Source organism: Marinobacter panjinensis (assembly GCF_005298175.1).
GTDB lineage: Bacteria > Pseudomonadota > Gammaproteobacteria > Pseudomonadales > Oleiphilaceae > Marinobacter > Marinobacter panjinensis.
In genome coordinates, this window is sequence record NZ_SZYH01000001.1 from 1,092,693 (window position 1) to 1,118,486 (window position 25,794).

General features: G+C 58.0%; 22 protein-coding genes and 2 tRNA genes. 13 read left to right on the forward strand and 11 right to left on the reverse strand.

Annotated elements, in window-relative coordinates; translation table 11 throughout:
• Window positions 1-131: 131 nt before the first annotated feature.
• Together rne and FDP08_RS04925 are read left to right on the forward strand one after the other, a co-directional pair.
• Entirely contained in the window at window positions 132-3,299 is a 3,168-nt protein-coding gene (rne, locus tag FDP08_RS04920; protein ID WP_137434893.1) for a ribonuclease E, read from the forward strand.
• Window positions 3,300-3,302: 3 nt separating this feature from the next.
• Window positions 3,303-3,842, forward strand: coding sequence for a YecA/YgfB family protein (locus FDP08_RS04925; protein ID WP_137434894.1), 540 nt, complete (start codon window positions 3,303-3,305; stop codon window positions 3,840-3,842).
• Here FDP08_RS04925 and FDP08_RS04930 read toward each other — a convergent pair.
• Window positions 3,839-4,717, reverse strand: a complete 879-nt coding sequence (locus FDP08_RS04930; protein WP_137434895.1) for a PHP domain-containing protein — start codon at window positions 4,715-4,717, stop codon at window positions 3,839-3,841. The two genes, FDP08_RS04925 and FDP08_RS04930, sit on opposite strands and share 4 nt — an antisense overlap.
• Window positions 4,718-4,802: 85 nt before the next feature.
• On the opposite strand from FDP08_RS04930, the gene FDP08_RS04935 reads away from it, so the two are divergent.
• From FDP08_RS04935 to FDP08_RS04945, 3 genes are all read left to right on the forward strand, one after another.
• Window positions 4,803-5,102, forward strand: coding sequence for a YciI family protein (locus tag FDP08_RS04935; RefSeq protein WP_137434896.1), 300 nt, complete (start codon window positions 4,803-4,805; stop codon window positions 5,100-5,102).
• Between the two features lie 118 nt (window positions 5,103-5,220).
• Complete coding sequence (locus FDP08_RS04940) at window positions 5,221-5,892, forward strand: TIGR04211 family SH3 domain-containing protein (protein WP_137437226.1); 672 nt, start codon at window positions 5,221-5,223, stop codon at window positions 5,890-5,892.
• Between the two features lie 88 nt (window positions 5,893-5,980).
• On the forward strand, window positions 5,981-6,283 hold the full coding sequence (locus FDP08_RS04945) for a PilZ domain-containing protein (protein ID WP_228263236.1): 303 nt from the start codon (window positions 5,981-5,983) through the stop codon (window positions 6,281-6,283).
• Between the two features lie 68 nt (window positions 6,284-6,351).
• On the opposite strand, the gene rraA is transcribed toward FDP08_RS04945, so the two are convergent.
• On the reverse strand, window positions 6,352-6,834 hold the full coding sequence (gene rraA / locus FDP08_RS04950; protein ID WP_137434897.1) for a ribonuclease E activity regulator RraA: 483 nt from the start codon (window positions 6,832-6,834) through the stop codon (window positions 6,352-6,354).
• A gap of 27 nt (window positions 6,835-6,861) precedes the next feature.
• On the reverse strand, window positions 6,862-9,234 hold the full coding sequence (ppsA, locus tag FDP08_RS04955; RefSeq protein ID WP_137434898.1) for a phosphoenolpyruvate synthase: 2,373 nt from the start codon (window positions 9,232-9,234) through the stop codon (window positions 6,862-6,864).
• A gap of 185 nt (window positions 9,235-9,419) precedes the next feature.
• On the opposite strand from ppsA, the gene ppsR reads away from it, so the two are divergent.
• Window positions 9,420-10,235, forward strand: a complete 816-nt coding sequence (gene ppsR / locus FDP08_RS04960; protein WP_137434899.1) for a posphoenolpyruvate synthetase regulatory kinase/phosphorylase PpsR — start codon at window positions 9,420-9,422, stop codon at window positions 10,233-10,235.
• A 5-nt stretch (window positions 10,236-10,240) separates the two neighbouring features.
• Here ppsR and FDP08_RS04965 read toward each other — a convergent pair whose 3' ends face one another.
• A complete protein-coding gene (locus FDP08_RS04965; RefSeq protein ID WP_137434900.1) occupies window positions 10,241-13,165 on the reverse strand; it encodes an insulinase family protein in 2,925 nt (974 codons plus the stop codon).
• Window positions 13,166-13,263: 98 nt separating this feature from the next.
• On the opposite strand from FDP08_RS04965, the gene FDP08_RS04970 reads away from it, so the two are divergent.
• The 3 genes from FDP08_RS04970 (at window position 13,264) to FDP08_RS04980 (ending at window position 16,482) form a co-directional block, all read left to right on the forward strand.
• Window positions 13,264-13,785: a hypothetical protein gene (locus tag FDP08_RS04970; RefSeq protein WP_228263237.1), complete on the forward strand. Its 522-nt coding sequence runs from the start codon at window positions 13,264-13,266 to the stop codon at window positions 13,783-13,785.
• A gap of 161 nt (window positions 13,786-13,946) precedes the next feature.
• Entirely contained in the window at window positions 13,947-15,329 is a 1,383-nt protein-coding gene (locus FDP08_RS04975) for a PEGA domain-containing protein (protein ID WP_137434901.1), read from the forward strand.
• A 49-nt stretch (window positions 15,330-15,378) separates the two neighbouring features.
• Complete coding sequence (locus tag FDP08_RS04980; protein WP_137434902.1) at window positions 15,379-16,482, forward strand: response regulator; 1,104 nt, start codon at window positions 15,379-15,381, stop codon at window positions 16,480-16,482.
• Here the strand turns inward: FDP08_RS04980 and FDP08_RS04985 are convergent.
• Complete coding sequence (locus tag FDP08_RS04985) at window positions 16,465-17,076, reverse strand: nucleotidyltransferase family protein (RefSeq protein WP_137434903.1); 612 nt, start codon at window positions 17,074-17,076, stop codon at window positions 16,465-16,467. The two genes, FDP08_RS04980 and FDP08_RS04985, sit on opposite strands and share 18 nt — an antisense overlap.
• 110 nt (window positions 17,077-17,186) lie before the next feature.
• Between FDP08_RS04985 and FDP08_RS04990 the strand changes: the two genes are divergently transcribed.
• A complete protein-coding gene (locus tag FDP08_RS04990; protein WP_137434904.1) occupies window positions 17,187-18,047 on the forward strand; it encodes a 6-pyruvoyl trahydropterin synthase family protein in 861 nt (286 codons plus the stop codon).
• A gap of 240 nt (window positions 18,048-18,287) precedes the next feature.
• Here FDP08_RS04990 and FDP08_RS04995 read toward each other — a convergent pair.
• The 3 genes from FDP08_RS04995 to gltX all read right to left on the reverse strand — a co-directional run bounded on the left by FDP08_RS04995 (window position 18,288) and on the right by gltX (window position 20,043).
• Window positions 18,288-18,363 (reverse strand) — tRNA-Glu (locus FDP08_RS04995).
• A 7-nt stretch (window positions 18,364-18,370) separates the two neighbouring features.
• Window positions 18,371-18,446: transfer RNA gene (locus tag FDP08_RS05000), tRNA-Ala, on the reverse strand.
• Between the two features lie 112 nt (window positions 18,447-18,558).
• Window positions 18,559-20,043, reverse strand: a complete 1,485-nt coding sequence (gene gltX, locus FDP08_RS05005; RefSeq protein WP_137434905.1) for a glutamate--tRNA ligase — start codon at window positions 20,041-20,043, stop codon at window positions 18,559-18,561.
• 162 nt (window positions 20,044-20,205) lie between these two features.
• Here gltX and FDP08_RS05010 point away from each other — a divergent pair, with 162 nt between their 5' ends.
• Window positions 20,206-21,138 (forward strand): zinc ABC transporter substrate-binding protein, encoded by a 933-nt coding sequence (locus tag FDP08_RS05010; protein ID WP_137434906.1) that lies wholly within the window; start codon window positions 20,206-20,208, stop codon window positions 21,136-21,138.
• Here FDP08_RS05010 and FDP08_RS05015 read toward each other — a convergent pair.
• From FDP08_RS05015 to FDP08_RS05025, 3 genes are all read right to left on the reverse strand, one after another.
• Complete coding sequence (locus FDP08_RS05015; protein ID WP_137434907.1) at window positions 21,118-22,032, reverse strand: AEC family transporter; 915 nt, start codon at window positions 22,030-22,032, stop codon at window positions 21,118-21,120. The two genes, FDP08_RS05010 and FDP08_RS05015, sit on opposite strands and share 21 nt — an antisense overlap.
• Before the next feature lie 6 nt (window positions 22,033-22,038).
• Complete coding sequence (locus FDP08_RS05020; RefSeq protein WP_170978973.1) at window positions 22,039-22,620, reverse strand: bacteriohemerythrin; 582 nt, start codon at window positions 22,618-22,620, stop codon at window positions 22,039-22,041.
• Between the two features lie 100 nt (window positions 22,621-22,720).
• Window positions 22,721-23,494 (reverse strand): SDR family oxidoreductase, encoded by a 774-nt coding sequence (locus FDP08_RS05025; RefSeq protein WP_137434909.1) that lies wholly within the window; start codon window positions 23,492-23,494, stop codon window positions 22,721-22,723.
• Window positions 23,495-23,645: 151 nt separating this feature from the next.
• Here FDP08_RS05025 and dusA point away from each other — a divergent pair, with 151 nt between their 5' ends.
• Window positions 23,646-24,680 (forward strand): tRNA dihydrouridine(20/20a) synthase DusA, encoded by a 1,035-nt coding sequence (gene dusA, locus FDP08_RS05030; RefSeq protein ID WP_137434910.1) that lies wholly within the window; start codon window positions 23,646-23,648, stop codon window positions 24,678-24,680.
• A 119-nt stretch (window positions 24,681-24,799) separates the two neighbouring features.
• Window positions 24,800-25,765 (forward strand): transaldolase, encoded by a 966-nt coding sequence (gene tal, locus FDP08_RS05035; protein WP_137434911.1) that lies wholly within the window; start codon window positions 24,800-24,802, stop codon window positions 25,763-25,765.
• Window positions 25,766-25,794 lie beyond the last annotated feature (29 nt).

Consider the following 25,794-nt stretch of genomic DNA (forward strand, 5'->3'; position numbering starts at 1 on the left):
CGCAGGGATCTGATTCGTCTGGCCGCCGGCTTGCCCCGAACGACGGGGCCCGCGGCACGCAAGTTCTGCTTCGCTGATGCCATTCCCCAAGGTTTTCTGTCCAAACCAAACGACAGGAACCACTTCTTTCCATGAAAAGAATGCTGATCAATGCAACTCACCCTGAAGAGTTGCGCGTAGCCCTGGTAGACGGCCAGCGTCTGTTCGACCTGGACATTGAATCCAGCTCCCGCGAGCAGAAAAAAGCCAACATCTACAAAGGCCGCATTACCCGCGTAGAGCCCAGCCTGGAAGCCGCCTTCGTGGACTTCGGCGCTGACCGTCACGGATTCCTCCCCCTTAAAGAAATCTCCAAGGAGTATTTCAAAAAATCACCAGGCCAGATTGAAGGCAAGATCAACATCAAGGATGTTGTTGCCGAAGGCCAGGAAGTAATCATCCAGGTCGACAAGGAAGAGCGTGGCAACAAGGGCGCGGCCCTGACCACCTTTATTTCCCTCGCCGGCCGTTATCTGGTGCTGATGCCCAACAACCCTCGTGCCGGTGGCATTTCCCGCCGCATTGAAGGTGATGAGCGGGCTCAGCTGAAAGATGCCATGAGCGATGTCCAGGTGCCCAAATCCATGGGCATCATCGTGCGCACCGCCGGCATCGGCCGCACCACGGAAGAACTCCAATGGGACCTCGACTACCTGGTCCAGTTCTGGGAAGCCATCACCCAGGCAGCCGGCGAGCGCAAGGCACCGTTCCTGATCCATCAGGAAAGCAACGTGATCATCCGTGCCGTGCGTGACTATCTGCGCCAGGACATTGGCGAGGTATTGATTGACGCCAGTACGGTTTACGAGGACGTACTGAACTTTGTTCGTGCCGTGATGCCGTCGTTCGAGAACAAGATCAAGCTGTACAAGGACGAAATCCCCCTGTTCAGCCGCTACCAGATCGAAGGCCAGATCGAGACTGCCTTCCAGCGGGAAGTGAAGCTACCCTCTGGTGGTTCGATCGTCATCGATCCCACCGAAGCACTGGTGTCCATCGACATCAACTCCTCGCGGGCCACCAAGGGCCACGACATCGAGGAAACCGCGTTTCAGACCAACCTGGAAGCAGCAGAAGAGATCGCCCGCCAGTTGCGCCTGCGGGACATGGGTGGTCTGATCGTCATCGATTTCATCGACATGACCCCGGCCAAGCACCAGCGGGAAGTCGAACAGAAAATGCGTGAAGCGCTGGAGATCGACCGCGCCCGGGTTCAGGTGGGCAAGATTTCCCGCTTTGGCCTGCTGGAAATGTCGCGGCAACGCCTGCGCCCGTCACTGGGCGAAACCCGCAGTGAAGTCTGCCCACGCTGTGAAGGCCAGGGCACGATCCGGGGCATAGAGTCCCTCGCCCTGAGTATCATGCGCCTGATTTTCGAAGAGTCTTCCAAAGAGAAGACCGGCCAGGTACGGGCCGTGGTGCCCGTGGCGGTCGCCACCTTCCTGCTCAATGAAAAACGCAAGCAGCTGGCCGACATTGAAGCCCGCCAGGAAGTGGAAGTTGTGGTGGTCCCTGCACCTCACATGGAAACTCCGCACTTCGAAATTCTGCGCATGCGTGACGATGAGTCCGGCGCGGAGCATGTATCGAGCTACCAGGTGGCTCAGGAATACAGCGAGCGGGAAGAAGAAATATTCGAGGCTCCGGCGGCCCAGCCTCCGGTTCGCGAGCAGGCTGCCGTGAAAGCCATTCGCCCGGTTGCTCCGGCTCCGGCTGCAGCGCCGGCCCCGGAGAAAGCAGCGGAAACAACTCAGTCCGAACAGACCGAAAGTCTGTTCAGAAAACTGGGCCGCAAAATTGCCGACTTTTTCAGTGGCGAGGAAGTTATTGGCGAGCCACCGGCGAAGCGTCAGCAAACCGGCCGCCCCAATAATGAAGAGCGTCGCACCCAGGACCGCCAGGAACGTCGCAAGTCCAGGGTAGCCAGGGACGATAACCGCTCCGGCAACCGCAGCGGCGCCGATCGTCGTCAGGGCAATGGTAACGGGAATCGCAGTGACAGTGGTCGCAGCGACGAAAATCGTAGCCGCAATCGTGGTGCCAACCGCACTCGCGGTGAAGACCAGGCTCGAGGTGGGCAGGCCCAGCAGGGCGGCGCCGAAAAGGCAGCTGATAGCCGCCGGGACAGCAGCCGCAAGGACGGCCAGTCTCAGGGCCGCAACCAGGGTCGTAACCGGCCCCAGAGCCGCGACCAGAAGGATACCCGAGAGCAGAAAGACGCCCGGGAGCTGAAAGACAAGCCCGAGCCGCAGGACAGCATTGCCCAACCAGCTGCTGACAAATCCGGCTCCGATGAGAAGCGCCGCAAGCCCAGGCGCAACCGCAATCGCGACGGCTCACCGGCAGAAACCCCGGCCTCCACACCGGCGGATCGCAAGACTGCCCGGAGTGAAAAGCACCAGAAAGATACCCAGCCGGAAGACCAGCTGGAAAAACAACCTGCAGAGCAATCCCCTGCAGAGCAACCCGCTGTAAAGCCGGACGTAGCGGCGGCCAATACGGCAGACGACAAGTCGGCGGAGAAGCCGGTAGATAAACCAGTAGAAAAGCCGGCAGAACCCCAGAGCGGCAACGAGGCTGAAGCAGCAGCGACTCCGGAGGCATCTCCGAAGCAGCCAGAATCGGAGTCCTCAGACACAGTGAACGCTGATCAGGGGGAAGCACCTGCTGAATCACCGGTAACGGAACAGCCGGTCAACGAAGAAAAGCCAAAACGCCCTGCCCGTCCGCGCAGGTCCTCCACAAGGAAGCCTGCAGCGAAGAAGGCCGAAACCGCTGCTGACACGGCCACGCCGGAGAAATCGGTCGAGCCGTCAGGGGACAAAGCAGCTGCGAAGCCGGAGGCAGAAACCGGGACTTCAGAACCCGAAGCCACTGCAGAACCCGAGCAGCAGGCCGAAGCCAAGGCAACCACCAGCGCTGATGGCACTGCTGAAACGGCAGCCGCTGCTCCGGAAGCTGATAAAACCGAACAGCCTGCAGAGCAGACTCCTGCAGCGGAACCCGCTGCAAAGGATGATGACAACAAACCGGAAGACAAGCCGGCGGCAGCTCCGGAACCTTCCGCAGAGCCGGAAGCCGAACAGGCCAAGCAGGACGACAAGCCCGCCGAAAAGGCCGAGAAGCCAGCAGCAGAGCCGGAAAAACCAACCGACCAGGTGGATGTACCGGTAACACCGGGCCGCGCCTACAATGATCCGAGGGAAGTCCGTAAACGTCAGCGGGCAGCCGAAGAGGCCAAAAAGGCCGGGAGTAACTGACGAATGCTATCAGATTCGGACATCGAAGCGCTGGAAGACATCTTGTTCGCAGAACCCTGGGGCGACGACGCCCTGGACTTCTTCGGTTTGCACGGGGTTGTCTGCGCCAGCGTGGTAGGCCCGGCATCACTCAGCACTGAGGACATCTTCAGGCTGGCTACGGGCGCCGATGAGGCGCCCGGCGGCCAGATTCCGGATACCTTCCGTAATGCCGTGGAACAACTCGGCAGGGATATGGCCCACGCACTGGACCTGGGACAGCCCCTGGAATTGCCGGAACCTGAAGATGGCGATCCGATGAATGCACTGGAAAACTGGTGCGCAGGCTTTGTGGATACGTTCCTTGAAAATGAGGATGCGTGGCTGGAAGCCGGTGAGGAAGAAACCGCAGACCTGCTGGTGCCCATGCTGACACTGTCAGGCCTGTTCGAGGATGAAGATTTCCAGAACGTCCGCAACAGCCCGAAACTGTCACGTGACATGGCGGACGCGATTCCGGACTCGCTGACGGATCTGTACCTGTTGTTCCACGCTCCGGATTAAACCGCTGCGGGAACTCCTACCGGTTGTCTGAAATGATGCCAGACGGGTTCGAGCCCGTCTGGCATTTTCATTATGGAGCCCAGTTCGCACCAGGGTGCCCCGGGAAAGTGAAAATCACTGCCCTGGGAAGCCAACAGATTCTCACGGCGGCACAGCTCCGCCAGGAAGCCAAGGTCGCCACTGGACTGGCCCGATGTGGACACCTCGATAGCCCGGCCGCCGGCCTGGCGAAAATCGCTGGTCAACGCCCGCAACCGGGTAGCAGTCAGTTTGTATTTTCTGGGATGCGCCAGGACTGCAATCCCCCCTGCACCGGTAATCCATTGCACCACCTCCTCCAGCGAAGGCCAGAAGCCCTTCACATCACCCGCCTTGCCGGTTCCCAGGTAACGTTTGAAGGCCTGTGCCGAGTCCTTGACCGCTCCTTCCTCCACCAGCACCCGGGCAAAATGCGGCCGGCCCGGCACATCGCCGCCAGCCTTGAGCGTGGCCTTCTCCACCATGTCGTCAATTTTCAACTTGGCAAGCTTTTCGGCAATCGTGCGGGCGCGGCGCCAGCGGTTATCATTCTGACGTGCCAGAGCAGCATTGAGGTTGTGGTCTGAGGTATCAAAATCCAGCCCGACGATATGTATCGTGTGGCTTCTCCAGAGACAGGAGAGTTCAGTGCCCGCAACCAGGGAAATACCAGCGGCCTGCGCTGCCTCAGCGGCATCGTCCAGACCTGAGATAGTGTCGTGATCCGTCAGTGCGAGGTGGGTCACACCTTTATCGCTGGCCCGCCGCACAAGATCTTCCGGCGCCAGGGCACCGTCTGATGCCGTACTGTGGCAATGCAGATCAATGCAGAACTCAGCTTCTTGCGTTATAGTCACATCGATTCCGATTTCAGAGTTATTACAAAGGTGCCAGTGTATCAGCCAGGCACTGGCCCGTGTCAGCAAATATCCGGAGAACGCCATGTATTACGCCATTATCAGCGAGGACGTTGAAGACAGCCTGTCACTGAGATCTTCGGCCCGTCCAGACCATATTGCACGGCTCAACGCCCTGAAGGACGAGGGCAGGCTGCTGGTTGCAGGCCCCCACCCTGCACTCGACACCCCGGAACCGGGTGATGCGGGATTTACCGGCAGCCTGGTCATTGCCGAGTTTGACTCCCTGGAGTCAGCCCAGGCCTGGGCAGATGCCGATCCCTACGTGGAAGCCGGGGTTTACCAGCGGGTTACCGTCAAACCCTTCAAGGCTGTGCTCCCGTGAGCCGCATCCTTGTGCCTGCATCGAACTCCATGAGTTTTTTGTAATGAACGCTACCTTGTATGACCCGGTATCTGTGACAAAATTGCGCCTCAAATTGCTGTTTCAGGGAACCAAGCCAGTGTCGCCTATACGTCTTTTTATCTGCTTGATTGTGTTGATGGTCGCCGCCACCTCAGCCCATGCAAAAACCGTCTACGTCGACGATACACTTTTTGCTCCCATCCGCAGCGGTGAAGGGACACAATATCGCATTCTCCATTCCGGCGTTCGTAGTGGCACCGCCCTCGAGCTCCTGGAAACCTCTGAGTCGGGCTATAGCCGGGTACGCACCCCTGATGGCATCGAAGGCTGGATAGTCAGCCGCTACATCACCGAGACTCCGATAGCCCGCCAGCGTCTTGAACAGGCAAACCGGCAGCTTGAACAGGCCCGTAACGAACTGAGCGAGGTCAAGACACAACTGCAGGAAGTCACCAGCGAAAGGAATGAGCTCAGAAACTCCGAGGAAGCTCTTCAATCCAGGGCCGGCCGTCTCAGCGAAGAGCTCAGCAATATTAAGGAAGTGGCTGCGGATTCAATCAACCTTGACCGCCGAAACGGCGAGCTTCGCGAGGAGAATCAGAAGCTTCGCAATGAGCTGGAAGTACTCACCGCGGAAAAGGAAAGACTGGAGGCGAAGGAAGAATCCGACTTCATGCTGCTTGGCGCCGCCCTGGTTTTGCTGGGCGTGATTCTCGCGTTGGTGATCCCGCTCCTGAAGCCAACCCGGAAAACCGATAACTGGGCATAGCCTCTGCCCCGGCACTCTCACGTATATGCTTTGACGCTCAGCGCCATAGCCATTATAAAGAATAAAACAACAACCATGAGGTGCCGCAATGACGGAGTTCATGAAAAACTATTCGGAGAAACGCGATTTTCATCGCATGACGATGAATCTTGAAATCGAACTCACGGACAGTAACGGTGTGACATTTCCGGGTATTTGCAAAGACCTGAGCGGCACTGGCATGCAACTCTTCGTTGAAAGGGCGTTTTCCGAAGGGGACGAACTAAATACCCTGCTGCCGACAACCAGTGAGCAGTTCCCCCCGTTCGAGACAGTTTGTCGCGTACTGCGCTGCGAGCCTGACGGCGACGGTTTCCTGCTGGGTATGGAGATTGTCGAGGTAAAACGCTGATCAGGATGACCAGACAGCGATACCCGGTAACCGCAGAGGACTACCGGGCATTCGCAGAATGAAAAGAATCAACCGGTCTTGAGCGCCTTCTCGGATACAACAATACCGTTGTTGTCAGCATAGACATAGTGGCCGGGGTGGAAGGTCACGCCTCCAAATGTCACCGGTACGTTCAGATCACCCACACCGCGCTTTTCAGTTTTGCGCGGATGGGAGCCCAGCGCCTGCACACCCAGAGCCGTCTTTCCGATCACGTCCACGTCCCGGATGCAGCCATAAATAATCAGCCCGGCCCATCCATTGTCAGCCGCCTTTTCCGCCAGCATATCGCCGAGCAGCGCGGCGCGCTTTGAGCCGCCGCCATCAACAACCATCACCCGGCCGTTGCCCGGAAGGGCAACCTGCTCTTTGACGATGGAGTTATCCTCAAAACACTTGACCGTCACAATCTCGCCGCCGAACGCATCCAGGGCGCCATAATTGCGAAATCCCGGTTCCACCACGAGTATTTCCGGATAATCATCACACAGATCAGGGGTTACGATAGGCACGCTTGTGCTCTCCTTTTCTCGAAATGGTCAGTCGATTTTCTCGTCAGCAAGGAAGAACCAGGTATCCAGAACCGAGTCCGGGTTCAGGGAAACCGAATCGATACCCTGGTCCATCAGCCACTTTGCAAGATCCGGGTGATCGGATGGCCCCTGCCCGCAGATACCGATGTACTTATTGGCCTTTTTACAGGCCTGGATAGCACTGGCCAGCAAGGCCTTGACGGCATCGTTGCGCTCATCAAACAGGTGCGCAATGATGCCGGAGTCCCTGTCCAGGCCCAGGGTCAGCTGGGTCAGATCGTTGGAGCCGATGGAAAAACCGTCAAAATGCTCCAGGAACTGATCCGCCAGCAAGGCGTTGGCAGGCAGCTCACACATCATAATGACTCTCAGGCCGTTTTCACCACGCTTGAGGCCATTCTCGGCCAGCAGGCTCACCACCTGTTCCGCTTCACCCACGGTGCGCACAAACGGCACCATCACTTCCACGTTGGTGAAGCCCATCTCGTTGCGCACCTTCTTCAGGGCACGACACTCAAGCTCGAAACAGTCACGGAAGGTCTCGGAGATATAGCGGGAAGCACCGCGGAAACCCAGCATCGGGTTTTCCTCGTCCGGCTCGTAAAGGGTGCCGCCGATGAGGTTGGCGTACTCGTTGGACTTGAAGTCCGACAGCCGGACAATCACTTTCTTGGGGGCAAACGCCGCTGCCAGGGTGGAAATGCCTTCAACCAGTTTGTCGACGTAGAAATCCACCGGTGAGCTGTACCCGGAAATGCGCTTTTCCACGGTCTGGCGAATGTCACGGGGCAGGCCGTCGTAGTTCAGCAGCGCCTTGGGGTGCACACCGATCATACGGTTGATAATGAATTCCAGGCGTGCCAGGCCTACGCCTTCATTGGGCAGGGCCTGGAAGTCGAAGGCCCGGTCCGGGTTGCCCACGTTCATCATGATCTTGAACGGAATATTGGGCATGGAATCCACCGTATTCTCTTTCAGCTCGAAATCCAGGCTGCCTTCGTAAATCAGGCCGGTGTCACCTTCGGCGCAGGATACGGTCACTTCCTGACCGTCTTTCAGCACGTCCGTTGCGTCGCCGCAACCAACCACCGCCGGTATGCCCAGTTCACGGGCAATAATGGCCGCGTGGCAGGTACGCCCGCCACGGTCCGTGACAATGGCGGAGGCCCGCTTCATCACCGGTTCCCAGTCCGGATCGGTCATATCGGTGACCAGCACATCGCCGGCCTGTACCCGGTCCATTTCCTTGATACTGGTGATGATCTTGACGGGGCCACTGCCAATCTTGTGACCAATACTGCGACCTTCCACCAGAACCGTGCCGGTTTCGTTCAGCAGATAGCGCTCCATCACATTGGCGGATGCGCGGCTCTTGACGGTTTCCGGACGGGCCTGAACGATGTAGATAAGGCCGTCATCACCGTCTTTCGCCCACTCGATGTCCATCGGGCGCTGGTAGTGGTTTTCGATAATCATGGCCTGTTTGGCCAGCTCTTCCACTTCCGCATCGGTAATACAGAAGCGATTACGCTCCTCCTGCTCAACCTTTACGGTTTCCACAAACTGCTCTGCGGACGGATCCGTATGATAGACCATCTTGATGGCCTTGCTGCCGAGGTTACGACGCAGAACAGCGGGTCGGCCGGCATCAAGGGTGGGCTTGTGAACGTAAAACTCATCGGGGTTTACCGCCCCCTGAACCACGGTTTCGCCGAGTCCATAGGAGCCGGTAATAAACACGACATCCCGGAAGCCGGATTCCGTGTCCAGGGTAAACATGACACCGCTGGCGGCAGTTTCGCTGCGGACCATCTTCTGGATGCCCGCAGACAGGGCTACCTGCTTGTGATCAAAACCGTGGTGAACACGGTAGGATATGGCACGGTCATTAAACAGCGAGGCAAACACTTCCTTCACCGACGTGCGAACCTGCTCCAGCCCCACTACATTGAGGAACGTTTCCTGCTGGCCGGCAAAAGAAGCATCCGGCAAGTCTTCGGCTGTGGCGGAGGAACGCACCGCAACCGCCATATTGTCGTTACCACCGCGCAGTTTCGCGTAAGCGTCTTCCAGCGGTTTTTCCAGTGCATCGGGGAAGGGTGTATCGAGGATCCACTGGCGGATCTGGGAGCCAACTCGTGCAAGTTCATTAACATCGTTAATGTCCAGGGCATCGAGCGTGTTATCGATCTTTTCGCGCAGGCCATCTTTTGCGAGGAATTCACGATAAGCATGGGCCGTGGTGGCAAAGCCGCCGGGCACCGTAACACCTGCATTGGCGAGATTACTGATCATTTCACCGAGGGAGGCATTCTTTCCTCCAACCCGATCAACATCTGACATTCCCAGGTGATCAAACCAGATAATGTAATCTTCCAAAGCGCGTCTCCCTTGATTCGTTGAAGCAAAGAGCGAAACCGAAGCGGTGGAGGTGACTCTCACGTGACCCTGCCCCTGCAATTCCTGCATTCTCCACTGCGGGCTCTCGAACTTGGCGTGTATGATACTGTAACCTGTGGCAATTACCTAGGGAACCCGCCAAATACGGAGCCGGACTACACGCCATGAAAAGAACCGCTTTCTTTATTTCCGATGGTACTGGCCTGACCGCCGAAGCTCTCGGCCACAGCCTGCTGGCGCAATTCGAGAAAATCGATTTCGAGCGCATTACGGTGCCATACATCGATGACACTGACAAAGCCCGGGAAATGGTCAAACGCATCAACAAGGCAGCGGACGTTGACGGTACACGGCCTCTGGTCTTTGACACCATCGTAAACAGCGATATCCGCGATCTTATTTCCGGCGCCGACGGCTTCATGGTGGACATCTTCGGAACCTTCCTGAGCCCGCTTGAGCAGGAACTGAGGTCGTCTTCGTCCTACACTGTCGGCAAGTCCCACGCCATCAACAACGAAGGCAGCTACGAGCGAAGAATCAAAGCCGTCAACTTCGCGCTGGATAACGACGATGGCGCACGCACCCGTCACTATAACGAGGCCGACCTTATTCTGGTGGGCGCTTCCCGCAGCGGAAAAACGCCCACGTGCCTGTATCTGGCTCTGCAATATGGCGTAAAGGCTGCCAACTACCCCATTACCGAAGAAGATCTGGAAGACCAGAAAATGCCGGCCGCCCTTCGCAACCACAAGGAAAAGATCTTCGGGCTGACCATCGAGCCTGAACGGCTGGCCACGATCCGCAATGAGCGCAAGCCGAATTCCCGGTACTCGTCCCTGAAACAGTGCATGCACGAAATCGAGGAAATAGAACTGATGTACCGCAGGGAGCGGATCCCTTACCTCAATACGACAGCCTACTCAGTGGAAGAAATATCCACCCGTATCATGGTAAGCACCGGGCTCAAACGCAACCGTTAGGAGACTTACAGCTCCTGAATCTCCAGCCCGAGTTTTCTGGCAGAGTCGCGATTTTCAAAGCTGGTGACAACCGCCACACTGGCGCTCTCCGGCTTCAGCCATTCCCTAGCCACCCGCTTTATGTCTTCCAGGGTCACCGCCAGTACACGCTCCCGGAAGCGGGCGCGCTGCTCAGGGGTGCGGCCGAACAGGCGGTTATGGAAGGCGTGACGGGCCGCACCGGCCGGGGAGCGTGGCCGGTCGAGCTGGCCGATGACCCCGAGGATGGACTCCTCCAGCTCCTGAGGATCATGCTGCTCTTCCTGCAGCCAATCCAGGGCCCTGTCGAAATCTCCGAGGGTTTCACCCAGCCGGGGATCGCGATAGGAGAAGAATCGGAAGGTACCGTTAACGCTGTCCTGGCCGGCACCACCACCGTAGGCACCCCCCTTTTCACGGATCGCCCTGTGCAGGTATCCGTTGCGCAAGAAGCCACCCAACACCGTCAGTGCAGCAGCATCCGGATGATCGATGGCAACGGTGCTGTACGCCTTGGCGCAGAAGTTCACCTGAGTTGAGGTAAGCCATGCTTCGCGAGCCTGGTAACTGACCGGCGCCAATTTCCAGGAATCACCGGCTGCGGCGTTGGTGTCGCCCCAGATGGATTTCAGTTCAGTGAGCATGGGGTCCAGGTGCTCTTCCTCGCCAATCAGCAGGAACTCACGGGTTTGCTGCCGGATACGCTCATGCAGTGCGGCGAGTCGTTCACAAAGCTTTTCCAGTTCAGCCGGGTCATCGAGTGACTTGTCCAGGGCCTTGACCCCGCGAATCGCCGCCAGGCCACCGAGCCGGAATGACAGCCAGGCTCCCGGACTGATGCCCTGGGAGGCCGCGCCCATGGCCAGAGCGTGACCACTGCCGGTCACCCCCTGCTCTCTGCGAGCGCGAATCTGGGCCACCAGTTCGCGAACCCGTTCTTTCTCATCGAAACGGGCACCGTCGAACACGTCCTTCAACAGGCGGGTCAATGCCTCGCGGTTCCTGGCCAGTGCCTTGCCGTTAAAGACAATGTAGCCGGACAGATCCTGCACATCATCGATTCGCCCCTTGGCGGAGAATGACGCACTGATGCCGCCGGATTCAGCGGAAATACGGTCCTGCATCTGAAGGTAATCCAGGTTACCGCAGCCTACTTCCGGGATCAGCGTGGTGTAGTACGGCAATAACAGCAGCTCATCTTCGGACAGGTTCGGAACCGGCACGACCACCTGTTCGTAGACCAGGCCGTTGGTCCCCCGCGCATAAATGGTAGCCGACATGTCGCCGGCGAACCGGGCTTCGGGTTCCGGAAGCTGCAGTGGCACGTCTGACAAATCCACCTTGGGCAGTATGGAATCGTCATCCTTGCGGGTCTGGCGTTCTTCGAGTGCCCGGGCCCGGTCGATAATCTGCTGGACCTCGTCATCGGTCAGTGACGCCTTGCGACGGGCCAGAGCCTCACGGATCGCGGCCTGACGGCGGCTTTCGAGCTTGTCGTCCGGACGCAGAGTGAGAGTGACCCGGTGCGGGTTTTCCAGCAGTTTGCTGCGAATCAGGCCGGGCACGTAGTCCGGATCCCGGATCTTCTCCCGCATATCCACCAGCACAGGCTCCAGGTCCAGAAGCTCCACCGGGTCACCGCCGTGAACCATCGGCGAAATGGCGGTCATGATCAACTGCAGGCCATAAGGGAAACTGTCGCCGGCAATTTCGCGCTGATGAAGCTCCAACTGGTGCAGAATGGCTTCCAGACGGTCCTGACTGACCCCCTCTTCCACCACTTTTGCCAGGGTCTGTTCGATCAACTGTTCGAGGTCGCCCTGCTTGTCCGGCTCGCTGCCCTCAATACCACACACGAAGGTCATCTCGCGATTGGAGTCCTCCAGGCCACACATGGGCGAGGGGGAGTGCCCGATATCCGTGGTTTCCAGGGCCCGCATCAATGGCGAAGCGCTGTTTTCCAGTAACACACTGGCCAGCAACTGGCCTTCGAGATTTTCCTGCAGGTCAAAGCTGTGCCCCAGCAACCAGCCCATCACAATATGGGTCTTGTGGCCGGTTTCCTCGCCTTCACTGACGGCATAGCTCTGATCAACCCGGATCGGCGAAAACATCCGCTTCTCGTCCCGCACCGGCAGCTCTACATCCAGGTAATCAAACCGCTTGAGCGCAAGCTCTTCGAACCGCTCATGGTGCTCATGGGCCGGAATATCGCCGTAAGTGGCAAAAATCGCGTTGCTGGGATGGTAATGGTGCCGGTAGAAGCGCAACAGATCATCGTAGCTCAAATCGACTATGTGGTCTGGCTCACCGCCACTGTTGTAGTGATAGGTAGTGGTGGGGAACAACTGGCTGGACAGGTTCTGCCACAACTGGGACGTCGGTGCACTCATGGCGCCTTTCATCTCGTTGTACACCACGCCACGGTAGACCAGATCCGAGGAGGGATCCTCCGGCGTGTCGAATTCCAGGCGATGGCCTTCCTGGGCAAAATCCAACGGATCAAGCGTGGAGAAAAACACCGAATCCAGGTAGACCGTCAGCAGGTTATCAAAATCCTTGCGGTTCATGCTGGCAAACGGGTATGCCGTCCAGTCGCTGCTGGTGAACGCATTCATGAAGGTGTTCAGGGAACGGTGAATCATCATGAAAAACGGATCCCGCACCGGGAAGCGTTCACTACCGCAAAGTGCAGTATGCTCCAGGACATGGGCGACCCCGGAGGAATCCATCGGAAAGGTCCGCAGCGCCACAAAAAACACATTCTCGTCGTTATCTGCCGCCAGGTGCAGGTGGCGGGCGCCGGTTTTACGGTGACGGTATTCTTCGACGGTCACGTTCAGCGTGCTGACGCGGTGACTTCGTAGCATTTCAAACGCCGGATGGACTGTGTTCTCGATCACTGCCGCCATTAAAACTATCCTGTCTTTAACCAAATGGGGATTGTAGGGTAACACGTACTTTCTATTATCATGCACTAACCCGAAGCCACAAGGCAGTACCCGACGCCATGACCACTGAAACCCAGGGCAATCACACTCCGGACACCGCCAGAAGCGCCTCCGGAACCGGCCACAAGCCCGCCAGCAAAGGCCATAATGTCCACGCCCCGGAAGTGGCTGCCTACTGGGACGAACGGCGCCGTTACCTGGAGCGCATACGCCGGGTTCCCGAGATCAGGCAACGATACTGGCGCGCCATCGGCATATACCTGTTGCGCAGGGTGTTGTGGTCCTTCGGGTTCTTTCCGGTGTTCCTGGCCTTCTGGATACCGTTCGTACTATCGAGTTTCAACCCGGTGGTGATGGCATCGGACCTGATACCACTACTGGAAAGTTTTGTCGACGCAAACCCGGAAGTCCAGGCCACCACTATAAGTACGCTGTTCATCGCCTGGGGATCTGTCGGATTCTTCTTTCTGGTGTTCGACTTCGTGCTGACCCCTTTCAAATCCCCCTATCAGTACGAGGCAGATGTGTACATGCGTTCCTGGGAACAGCTCAACCATGATCAGCTTCCGGAGAAAGTGTGATTTGTCCTGCATTCTCGTTAACTTCCGTGACTTTGTGTTACATAAGATTGCCCCGACTGGGTAAGATAAGGCTGTGTAATCCCTGATTCCCGTTGAACAACGACAATGACACGGGCGGGGCACCGGCTGTAACACAAGAATGCAGAATCGAGAGGTTTCCCATGGTCGATTTCAGACCGCTACTGTTCGTCAACGCCCTGGCACTGATGCTTCTGGTGACGGCCGGCTTTGCATCGGTGCGCAATGATCTTTCCATGGGCACGGATATCATTGCCAGTGAGCCGGAAGCCAAAGAAACCATCGCCACCGTTTCCACAGATACCCTGGAACCCGCATCCGACCAACTTTACCGGGAAGACAGCACCACCGAAGCCAGCGCTGCTGAAACTCCGGAACTGCCATTGGGGGACAGCGCTCTGGCCGCTTCCGGAGAACCCACTGGTGACGAGGCCGACACTGATCGTCGCGCCCGCGGCCGCATCACCGGCGAGCCCTTCTTTATTCCCGAACTACCCGAAGACCCGGAAATGCTGGCGGTTGCTGAACCCCATTCGGCAATGCCTGAAACGCGCACAGACGCATCCCCACAACAACCGGAAGAGCCCCGCCCGACAACCGGCAAGCTGGTGCTGCGCTCAAACGTGGTCGGCGATGAGGTCACTATCAACGGCAAGCACTACGGTGCCACCCGGCTGGATCTGGAACTGGAACCCGGCAGATACGAAGTGGTTATCAGCAAGGAGGGCCACAAGCCATGGCAGCAAACAGTAGCGCTCGCCGCTGGCAATGAAAAGACGCTGGTGGGCAAACTGGACGCCTACACCCGGGTCGAATACCGCGACGGCACCTGGGTTGGCGGCATCAAAACCGGCGATGGCATCTATGAAGATGCCAAGGGCCTGCGCTACGAAGGACACTTCGTGGATGGCGAGTTTGATGGCAAAGGTACCGCCTGGTACCCCGACGGCAGTCGCTATAAAGGCGATTGGCGTGAGGGGCAGCGCCACGGTGAAGGGACCTGGCGGAATGCTGACGACACCCGCTATACCGGCCAGTTCCGCAACGACCAGTTTGACGGCCAGGGCACGCTGACCCTGGCGAACGATGATATTCTGACCGGGCAATGGTCCGAAGGACAGCTGAACGGACATGGCTCACTCACTACGTCGGACGGCATGCTTTATGTCGGCGGCTTCCGGAACGACGAATTTCATGGCGAAGGCACCCTCACCTACCCCGACGGACGACATTACGAAGGCGAATTTTCCAACGGCGAGTTCCATGGCAAAGGCAAGGAAGTGTTTGCCGATGGCAAGAAATACGAAGGTGAATACATCGAAGGCTCGTTCCACGGCAAGGGGCTGCTACGCAATCCCAACGGCAGCTCGATCGAGGCCACTTTCAGGTATGGCGAACCCTACGGACAGGTGCGCCTGACAACGGCGGCCGGGGAGATTTTCACCGCCCGGACCAAGGAACCCGGTGTTTGTTATCGGGAGAAGAGCTATCGGGCAACCCAATGCCCGAAACTGGAAGGCTGGTAAGCATCAGCCCGCTATTGAACACACATGCAGTAAAGGTTGAGGTTGTGACATGGCGATCAAGAATGCACTCCTGGTAGACGACTCGAAAGTGGCTCGATTTGCCCTGAGCAAACTGCTGGAAGGCCGGGACATGGAAGTGAATATGGCCGGCTCGGCAGAGGAGGCGCTGGACTTCCTCAACGCCAATAAGCGCCCCGATGTGATCTTCATGGATCACCTGATGCCGGGCATGAATGGCGTGGAAGCCACGAAGGCCATCAAGGGCAATCCGGAAACAGCCGCCATCCCCATCATCATGTGCACCTCGAAGAAGTCCCAGTCGTTTATGGAGGAGGCACGCAATTTCGGTGTCTACAACATTCTCACCAAGCCGCCTCACACAGAGGGCCTCAGCCTGGTCCTGGAGCAGCTTGACAGCGATGTGACCGATGGCAACCTTCCCGAACCACCGGAACCGGGCAACGCCGTCGCCGGGGCTACGGAGGACGAACCTCTGGACATCCCCACGGATGCATCCCTGGAAATGTCTCCGAAAGCCGATGGTGAACCGCAGGGCAATGGCAGCGGTAGCGGCCCGCAGGTGGTTCCACTGACCAGCGATCTGATCGAACAGATTGCCCGCTCGGCTGTGAAGACTCACATCAACAATCGCCTGCATGAACTGCTCAGCTCACTGTTCGACGAACAGTTTGACCACCTCAAGCGGGCGCTGGACGAATCCGGCAAAAGACAGGAAGCAGCAGTTGAAGAGCGTCTCAACGCTGTGACCGAAATGATCGAACAGCGTACTCGCAATCTCCGGGATGACGTGGCAGCAGAGGTCAATCTCAACCTGGCTCGTGAGCTGGCCGAGTTGCGCAAGGATCTGTCCCGCAACACGGGCTTCACCAGCAATCACATGGCAGAACTCAAAGACCACATCACCAGCGTACAGACCATTGATACCGAGTTCTGGCAGACCCTGCAATCAGAAGCCATACAGCAGGCCCACGAGATCTCCCGGGAAACCGCCGAGGACATCGCCCAGCGCACTATCGATCTGTTTGTATCCCAGCAGCGTTCGGCCACATCCCGCCTCTACACCATGGGCCTGGCCGCCAGCCTGGGCATTTTTGCAGTGGGCATCGCCTGGTTGTCAGGGCTGTTCGGGTAACTGACGGTTGACACGGCACCAGTCTGCGGGCGTATCCACATCCGAAGCGGCGCCAGCCATGGCAATTCGGATGGCACCGTTGCTCGCAAGGATGGCGGCGGCCCCTCTGTCTCCTTCCAGCATCATTACCTGAGGCCACAAACGCCTGGGGATATAGGCCGGCGCACCAGGTTTGCCATGCAGATCTGCCGCCACGGGTTGCGAGGGGTTATTTCTGGCCGCCTGCGCCAGTGCGGTCAGCGCGCCGGATTCAATCAGCGGTTGATCCAGCAACACCACAAACACCCCTTTGGCATGAGCCCCCAGACTTCCCACACCGACTTTCAAAGACGCCGACATACCTTTGTGCCAATCCCTGTTAAATACCCAGGCTGACGGTTGCACACGGCAACGATAGCGAACCAGCGGGTACCAACCACCCGCAACGACAGTGACCGGGGCACCCAGCAGCTTTGCCTGGCCAATGGCGTGATCCAGTAGCGTGCCCGAATGCACCGGCAACAGGGCCTTTGATCTGCCCATCCTCCGGGACGCGCCGGCGGCCAACACCAGTGCGGGGAAGTCATCATGGCGATCTTCATCGGTGTTTTCCATTCTCACCTGCTCCGTTGTTTTCACCACGCACCCTATGCAAAGCTGCTAGCGTTGGCGGATTTTTGCTAGAATCCGCCCACCAATCAACCTCATCTTCCCGGGCCCCTCCGATGAACCACCTTTTCGTAGACAATCTGACGGTTATCGACTTTGCCTATCTGGACGCCTCCCGCGGGCTCGTGGGCGAAAGCTGGATTGTGGATGTGGTTCTGGGTGGCGAGCTGGACGACCAGGGTATGGTGTTTGATTTCAGTAACGTCAAACGCACCATCAAGCGGGTAATTGATGAGCGAGTGGATCACCGCCTGGTGATCCCCCGGGGCAATAGCGGGCTCGAATGGAACGAAGACGAGCCGGACCGCTTTGTGTGGCATCTGACAGACGGCACCCGCATTCTTCATCAATCCCCGGACGAGGCCGTGGTTTGGCTGTCCTCTGAACGGGTGGTTCCATCTGCGGTCGCAACTCTTCTGGAGCACGAGTTGCGGGCAGTGCTGCCGGCCAATGTGACGGACGTGGAGATTTCACTACGGGAAGATGTGATTGAAGGTGCCTACTACCACTACGTTCATGGGCTGAAAAAACATCTGGGTAACTGCCAGCGGATTGCTCACGGACACCGCTCCCCGATCCGGATTGACCGCAACGGTCATCGCGACCGGGATCTTGAAAATCGCTGGGCGAAGTTGTGGCAGGATATCTACGTGGGGTCCGAGGAAGATGTAACCCGGCGCTGGGTAGCCGCGGACGGCACGGAATATGTGACCTTCGAATATGAGGCAAACCAGGGAGAATTTGCGCTGACGCTGCCGGAGAGCCGGGTTTACATGCTGGATTCCGATACGACGGTGGAGCTGATTGCAGCTCATATTGCCGAGCAGCTTAAAGCAGAATTTCCGGAGGATATTATTCGAGTGAAGGCTTATGAGGGGGTTGGAAAAGGCGCTATTGCTTCAAGGGGTCTGTCCTAGGGGTCTGTCCCTGCGGGACTGACCCCACAAACATTGACCAACTCAATGCTTACAGCGGGGTTTATCGGCGACTGGCGACTGAGCCCTTAATTCTCATCAGGATTATGGTGGTAAGGGATAGCTGGTCAGTATGGTTGGGGTCAGTCCCGCAGGGACAGACCCCGGCAGACACCCACAAAAAAACCGCCCGAAGGCGGTTTTTTTGATGGCTTACCGGTGGACTAGACCGTCAAGCCGTATTGGCGTCCCCTAGGGGGTTCGAACCCCTGTTGCCGCCGTGAAAGGGCGGAGTCCTAGGCCACTAGACGAAGGGGACTAGAAATTGGTGGAGCCAAGCGGGATCGAACCGCTGACCTCAACACTGCCAGTGTTGCGCTCTCCCAGCTGAGCTATGGCCCCTCAACGGCTGCGTATATTAAGGATCGGCCCCTGGGGCGTCAACCTTTTTTCCAACGTTTTTTCAGTTTCGTGAACATCCCTGCCCAGGCCGTTTACTTATTCACCAATCTGGTTACTCGGCAAGCAGGGCTGCATACTCCTTCTCCACCCGCTTGGTTTCCTTCTTGGAGAAACCGCCCAGGACTTCAAGAGCATGGCGCAGGCGGGAGCGGGTCATGTCCGGGCCGAGCATGGCCATGGAGTCCATCACGGACCAGGAATTGGGGGTTCCGGCGATGGCCACGAAGATGGCGAACATAAAATCACCCATTTTCAGTTCCATGGACTTGGCCAGGGTTTTGATGTCGGCAAAAATGTTGTCTTTGCTCCAGTGTCGCTGGGCCTCCAGTTTCCACAGGGTGAACTGGAGTACCCGCTTGACCTGGGCTTCGTCCAGCTTGTTGTGGCTGAAATCTTCCGGTTTGAGGTTGAGCATGCCGGAGAACATGAACGAGGCCATCGGCGCCACGTCGCTGAACACTTCCGCCCTGCCCTTGATATGGGGCACCAGGTCCCGCAGGGCCTGCTCGTTGAACCACCAGTGGCGCATGCGCTCGATAAACTGTTCATCACTGAGTTCGTCGCGGATCCACTGGCCGTTGAGCCAGCGCAGTTTCTCCACATCGAAAACCGGGCCACCCAGGGAGACACGCTGGATGTCGAAGTTCTCGATCATTTCATCCAGGGTAAATTTCTCTCTTTCGTCCGGCATGGACCAGCCCATGCGGCCCAGGTAATTCGTCACTGCCTCCGGCAGGAACCCCATGCGCTCGTAGAAATTGATGCTGGTGGGATTCTTGCGTTTGGACAGCTTGCTCTTGTCCGGGTTACGCAGCAGCGGTAGATGGCACAGCATCGGCATATCCCAGCCAAAATACTCATACAGCAGTTTGTGCTTGGGGGCGGAGTTGATCCATTCTTCGCCACGCAGCACGTGGGTGATTTCCATCAGGTGATCGTCCACCACGTTGGCCAGATGGTAGGTGGGCATGCCGTCGGACTTCAGCAGGATCTGGCTGTCTACCTGGGACCAGTCGATCTCGATGGTGCCACGGAGCATGTCCTCGATCTCGCAGACGCCGTGTTCCGGTACTTTCATGCGAATCACATACGGGTCGCCCGCATCCAGGCGGCGATTGACCTCTTCTTCCGGCAGTTCCAGATCACCCTTGATGCCCGGGTTCAGGCCCTGGGCCTTGCGTTCTTCACGGATGGCATCCAGCTCTTCCGGGGTGCGGAAACAGTAGAACGCATGCCCCTTGGTGACCAGATCCAATGCGTACTGCCGATACGAGTCCTTGCGCTCTGACTGCCTGTAGGGGCCATGAGGACCACCCACATCAGGGCCTTCGTCCCATTCAAGTCCCAACCAGCGCAGGGCTTGCAGGATGTCCTGTTCGGACTCATCGGTACTGCGGACCTGGTCCGTATCTTCAATCCGCAGAATAAACTGGCCGCCGTGTTGTCGGGCAAAGCACAGATTAAACAGCGCCACGAAAGCGGTACCAACGTGGGGATCACCGGTGGGGGACGGTGCGATTCGGGTACGTACGGTCATGAAAGCATCCTGAAGGTTACTGCCTGGTAAAGGCTGTGCGTTAAAGGCCACGCATTATACCGGCCACGGGCGGATTTCGCATGGGCCGGCGGCAATCCATTTTATCTGCGCGCCTTATTGTTATATTATAACGTACCATCAATTCTGGAGACCTTACCTACTATGATCGCCAATCGCTTTGTCGGCGCCACCGCACTGGGATGTGCCGCACTCCTCGGATCCGCCACTGCCCTGGCGGCCACCCAGGTTGTCACGTCACTCAAACCCATCGAACTGCTGGTAAAAGCCGTGGCAGCGGACGATGTAGAAGTAACAACACTGGTCCAGCCCGGCGCGAGCCCCCATAACTACACCATGAAACCCTCTCAGCGCCGGGCCCTGGAGAATGCTGACGCCATTTTCTGGGTGGGGCCGGAGCTGGAAACCTTTCTCACACGCCTGCTCAGCGGCAATGAGTTTCGGGACCGCACCTACTCACTGATGCACGGAGAAGATATACCCGAGATTGAAACCGAAGATGATCACGGTGGTCACGATGATCACGCCGGGCACGGCCACGATCACGGCGACGGCGAGGACCCGCATATCTGGTTGGACCCCGCACTGGCACTGGATATGGCAAGGGATATTCACAAGGTACTCGTGCAGCAGGATGGCGCCGACGTGGCTGCCCTTGACGCCAACCTCAAACGGTTTGAGCGAGACCTGTCCACCGCCGAAAGTGACATTACCACCCGACTGAAGCCTGTGGCAGAGATCGACCTGTTCACCTACCACAACGCCTTCACGCGATTCGCAGAGCACTATGGCCTGACACTGCAAGGTATCCTGACCCTGAATCCCGAGTTGTCTCCGGGCGCACGGCATATTGCAGAGGTGCAACAGAAGCTGCAGGAGGCCAACCATCCCTGCCTGATGACGGAACCCCAGTTCAATCGCCAGTGGTGGCGCTCGATCACTGAAGGCCTGGATATTACCTTCAGCACCTGGGACCCGCTTGCCACGGACATCGAGCCCGGCCGCGACGGGTATATCACTTTCCAGCAGAGCCTGGCAGACGCGGCGCTCAGGTGTTTACCAGAGAATGCCCAGTAACAGCGGAATGGTCACCATGGCCAGCAATGTCTGGCCACTGACAATGCCTGCCATCAATGGCGCGTCACCACCCAACTGACGCGCCAGGATGTAGGACGACGTGGCTGTCGGCAGGGCTGCCAGCAACACGATCACCTGAACCATCAACCCTTCCATACCCAACAGTATCGCCAGAGCAGCCGTCAGCAAGGGGAAAATGACAAGTTTGGCGGTCGAGGAGACCAGGAAAGGCATCGAAGCACCACGCAGCGCCTTCAGTTGCAGGCCGGCGCCTACGGTCATCAGTCCCAGTGGCAGGGCCAGGTCACTCAAGGGTTCAAGAATGCCGGCCACCAGCGGATGAAAGCCGATCTGGAAATAGCTCCAGACCATCCCGATCACCGAGCCGATAATCAACGGGTTGGAGACAATGGCCTGGACAACCGGTTTCAGCTTGACTGCACCGTTCCCGGCCACCAGGGAAAACATCAGAATGCACAGCAGGTTGAGTAACGGAACTTTCACCGCGACTGCAATGGCAATCAGCGACAGGCCCTCATCACCGAGCAACATCCCTGCCGCCGCCAGGGCAACGTAGGAGTTAAAACGAATGCCGCCCTGGAAAACCGAGGAGAAAACCGCCCCGGGCCAGCGCCAGATCCACTGAAGAGCGGCCAGCAACAGCGTCATGGACACCAGCATGGCAACGATAAGAATCAGGATGTCGCCATAGGCCGACGGCGGCACCCTTGCCTGGCCCAGCTTGAAGATCAGCATGGCCGGAAAGAGCACGTAGTAGGTAAAGCGCTCCGCCTGGATCCAGAAGTCGTCCCCCGGGAAGTGCCAGCGCCGGAACAGGTAGCCCAACAGGATCAACGCAAACACAGGCGTGAGAGCCTGAACCATTACCGGCATTGAAACTTACTCTCTGGTGAGGTTTTCCCGCATCAACTGCGCGGTACTCGAAGAGAGCTTACTGTAGACTTCCAGCAACGCCGAAATCAACTCACCCCCACTGCCCCCCAACTGGTCATCAACCTGCTTTCTGGCTTCATCCAGGGAGGCCCCCTGCTCAACAGCCTTGACTGTCATGGCCATCCGGCGATCCGACTCCAGAATATGAAACGCCAACCAGCGGGCGAGAAAATCAAACAGATCAGCCATTATCTGGCCTTTGGACTGACCGCTGCTGCGAAGCGTCTGAATCTGGGCGAAGAACATCTGGTGAGCGTCGTGGTGGTTGCGGGCAATGGTCGCGCCACCAAAGGCCGAATTCCAGATGCGTTCTTCAGACGTAAAGTGATAATTGGCGTAGGACAGTAATTCATCGAGGATCTGATCAACCCGGGACTGGGGGCCGGCAGACACAGAATGCCAGACCAGCCTGTTGACAATCTTCACGAGCATTTTGTGCTGCTCATCAATCTCCTTGATGCCAACCTCGAAATGCCGGCTCCACGGAAAGAATTCCAAAGACGCCAATGCATCGCCAGAACTGGACATGACTGACCTCCTGAAGATAAAGCTGCCGTGCATCCGAGCAACCTAGCAGATTCAGGAAATCAGTTCGTTGTCATAAGTCATTTCCAGGCACCAGAACTTGCTAACCGTTGCGCCACAGCCGCTTCATAACCGTCCGGGTAACAGCGATCGGCGCGGTGCGGGTAATGGGCCAGAGCGCCCGGAACTGCATCGAAATCGGGCGGTGCAGCCGGGGCTTGCGGACCTGGTCCCGAACCGCAGCGGCCACAGTTTCCGCGGTCAGATTGATGCCCATGTTGTCGAACAGTGCCGACTGCCCCTCGTTGGACTGGACCATCCCGGTATTCACAAACGGCGGCATCAGATCCCCTACTTTTATATCATATTGCTCCCATTCAATATCCAGCGCTTCGGTCAGTGCACGCACTGCGTGCTTGCTGGCGGAATAGGAGGCGAAATCAGGGGTACCATAGGATGCCGATGCGGAGCTCATATTGATCACCTGCGCGCCAGGCGTTGCCTTGAGGTAGGGAAAAGCGGCATGAAGGACATTCATCAGGCCAATCACATTCACCTCCACCACACTGCGGTGGACGGCGGGGCTGATTCCGTCAAAGGCGCCAACTTTCAATATACCGGCATTATTGTGCAGCACCTTCAACCTGCCGCCAGTGTGCCCGGCAAACTGCGCCAGCGCCTGCGTTACTGACGGGGAATCGGTAACGTCCGCGATATGGATACTGCACCTGTCAGCTCCGAGCTCATTGCGCAAAGCTTCCAGAGCTTCCGCATCCCTGTCTGCCGCGCCGACAAACCAGCCTTTCTCGGCAAAAAGCCGGGCCGTAGCGCGACCGATTCCGGCACCGGCGCCGGTAATAAATATAGATTCGTTCATAACGTTCTCTTTGTTTCGCCAAAGCCCTACGGCCAGGCGCGCCGATTTCCTGATAGAATAGCAGCCCTTTTCATTTGATCCGTTGACCTCAGCGACGAATGACAGACAGATTCAGATTGGGCAGTTAATGATCACGAGCAGCACCACAGATATGCCAGCACAGACAGTGGAAAATCAGGTAAACACCCGTTTCGGGCCGTCACGAAGGTTCTGCGTGGCCCCGATGATGGATTGGACAACTACCCACTATCGCTACCTGGCCCGTCAGCTCAGCCGGCACGCCCTGCTGTACACCGAGATGGTCACCACTGGCGCGTTGATTCATGGCGATACGTCGCGTTTCCTGCGGCATGATGCGGCGGAATACCCGCTGGCACTGCAATTGGGTGGCAGCAATCCACAGGAGTTGGCTCACTGCGCAGCGCTGGCGGAGCAATACGGTTTTGATGAAGTAAACCTGAATGTGGGCTGCCCCAGCGACCGGGTGCAGAACAACATGATCGGCGCCTGCCTGATGGCTTGCCCGGACAAGGTTGCCGAGGGCGTGCGGGCGATGATCAACGCCACCGGTCTTCCGGTAACGGTAAAACACAGGATCGGAATTGACGGCCGGGAATCCTGGGAGGAACTGTGCGAGTTTATTGAAAAGGTCTCCGAGGCAGGCTGTCGCACCTTTATCGTCCATGCCCGCATTGCCGTTCTGGAAGGACTGAGCCCCAAGGAAAACCGGGACATACCGCCGCTCAAGTACGACTGGGTCTATCGGCTCAAGGCCTGCTATCCCCATCTCGAAATCATCATCAATGGCGGCATCAAGACCTTCGACGAATGCCGCCAACATCTTGAACATACCGACGGCGTCATGCTCGGTCGCGAGGCCTATCACAACCCCTGGCTGCTGGCAGGTGTGGACACCGAATTTTTCGGGCAACCCGGACCGGCCCGTTCCCGGCACGATGCCTTGCGTGCGGTATTACCATTCATTCAGGATGAACTGGACCGGGGGGTTTACCTGAGCCATATGTCCCGGCACCTGATGGGCCTGTTCCATGGCCAGCCCGGCGGCCGCCAGTTCCGGCGCTACATCAGTGAGAACGCCCACAAACCGGGTTCCGGCATTGAGGTTATCGAGCAGGCCATGGCCCGGGTTCCGGAGCCGGACGTCTCACTGGTCGTGCCGGCCTGATCGCCCTGATACCTTTTACTGTCTTGTTCCTGTCAGGGCAGCCCGTTATTGTAGGCGTATAACCTTCAGCGCCCGCGATACGGGCGATCAATAACAAACCTATCAGGACGACAGGACGAATGACCAGCAAGCTTGAACAACTCAAAGCCATGACCACCGTGGTAGCCGATACCGGGGACCTGGACGCCATTGCCCAGTGGAAACCGCAGGATGCTACCACCAACCCGTCGCTTCTGCTCAAGGCCGCGGCCTCCGATGCCTACCGCCCCATGCTGGACGAAGCCGTGACCGCCGCCCGCAAACAGGGTGGTTCGGATGCCGAGCAGCTGACTTACGCCACCGATATGCTGGCCGTACTGGCGGGAAAGCAGATTCTGGGCCGTATACCGGGCGTGGTTTCAACGGAAGTGGATGCCCGGCTGTCTTTCGACACCGGCGCCACCCTCACCCGGGCCCGCCGCCTGGTGGAGCTTTATGACCATCTCGGCATGGACACCAGCCGGGTTCTGATCAAAATCGCCTCTACCTGGGAAGGGATTCGCGCCGCCGAGCAACTGGAAAAGGAAGGCATTCACTGTAACCTGACTCTACTGTTCTCCTTTATCCAGGCCGCCGCCTGTGCCGATGCCGGCGCCTTCCTGATTTCGCCGTTTGTGGGCCGTATTCTGGACTGGCACCTGGCAGCAACCGGCCGCGACGCCTTCCCGGCCGAAGAAGATCCGGGCGTGCAGTCCGTAAGCCGCATCTACAACTACTACAAGGCCAACGGCTACAAGACGGTAGTCATGGGCGCCAGCTTCCGCAACACCGGTGAGATCGAGATGCTGGCCGGTTGTGACCGCCTCACCATCAGCCCGGCACTGTTGCAGGAACTGGATAACGATTCCGGTACCCTGCCGCGGCGGTTGTCGGCGGAAGGCGCGACGAGTGCTGACAAGCCCGGCAACATCGATGAACGCCTGTTCCGCTGGGAATCCAACGAAGACGCCATGGCCACCGAGAAACTGGCGGACGGCATCCGCCGTTTCACCAATGACCAGATTGAACTGGAAAACCGCGTCCGCAGACTGTCCCAGGCCGCCTGACGCCAGCAGCAGTAACCGGGAGGAGTGCC

Coding starts and splice junctions, on each gene's coding strand:
- rne (WP_137434893.1), top strand. CDS start 132: ATGAAAAGAATGCTGATCAATGCAACTCACCCTGAAGAGTTGCGCGTA.
- FDP08_RS04925 (WP_137434894.1), top strand. CDS start 3,303: ATGCTATCAGATTCGGACATCGAAGCGCTGGAAGACATCTTGTTCGCA.
- FDP08_RS04935 (WP_137434896.1), top strand. CDS start 4,803: ATGTATTACGCCATTATCAGCGAGGACGTTGAAGACAGCCTGTCACTG.
- FDP08_RS04945 (WP_228263236.1), top strand. CDS start 5,981: ATGACGGAGTTCATGAAAAACTATTCGGAGAAACGCGATTTTCATCGC.
- ppsR (WP_137434899.1), top strand. CDS start 9,420: ATGAAAAGAACCGCTTTCTTTATTTCCGATGGTACTGGCCTGACCGCC.
- FDP08_RS04965 (WP_137434900.1), bottom strand. CDS start 13,165: ATGGCGGCAGTGATCGAGAACACAGTCCATCCGGCGTTTGAAATGCTA.
- FDP08_RS04970 (WP_228263237.1), top strand. CDS start 13,264: ATGACCACTGAAACCCAGGGCAATCACACTCCGGACACCGCCAGAAGC.
- FDP08_RS04975 (WP_137434901.1), top strand. CDS start 13,947: ATGGTCGATTTCAGACCGCTACTGTTCGTCAACGCCCTGGCACTGATG.
- FDP08_RS04980 (WP_137434902.1), top strand. CDS start 15,379: ATGGCGATCAAGAATGCACTCCTGGTAGACGACTCGAAAGTGGCTCGA.
- FDP08_RS04985 (WP_137434903.1), bottom strand. CDS start 17,076: ATGGAAAACACCGATGAAGATCGCCATGATGACTTCCCCGCACTGGTG.
- FDP08_RS04990 (WP_137434904.1), top strand. CDS start 17,187: ATGAACCACCTTTTCGTAGACAATCTGACGGTTATCGACTTTGCCTAT.
- gltX (WP_137434905.1), bottom strand. CDS start 20,043: ATGACCGTACGTACCCGAATCGCACCGTCCCCCACCGGTGATCCCCAC.
- FDP08_RS05010 (WP_137434906.1), top strand. CDS start 20,206: ATGATCGCCAATCGCTTTGTCGGCGCCACCGCACTGGGATGTGCCGCA.
- FDP08_RS05015 (WP_137434907.1), bottom strand. CDS start 22,032: ATGCCGGTAATGGTTCAGGCTCTCACGCCTGTGTTTGCGTTGATCCTG.
- FDP08_RS05020 (WP_170978973.1), bottom strand. CDS start 22,620: ATGTCCAGTTCTGGCGATGCATTGGCGTCTTTGGAATTCTTTCCGTGG.
- FDP08_RS05025 (WP_137434909.1), bottom strand. CDS start 23,494: ATGAACGAATCTATATTTATTACCGGCGCCGGTGCCGGAATCGGTCGC.
- dusA (WP_137434910.1), top strand. CDS start 23,646: ATGCCAGCACAGACAGTGGAAAATCAGGTAAACACCCGTTTCGGGCCG.
- tal (WP_137434911.1), top strand. CDS start 24,800: ATGACCAGCAAGCTTGAACAACTCAAAGCCATGACCACCGTGGTAGCC.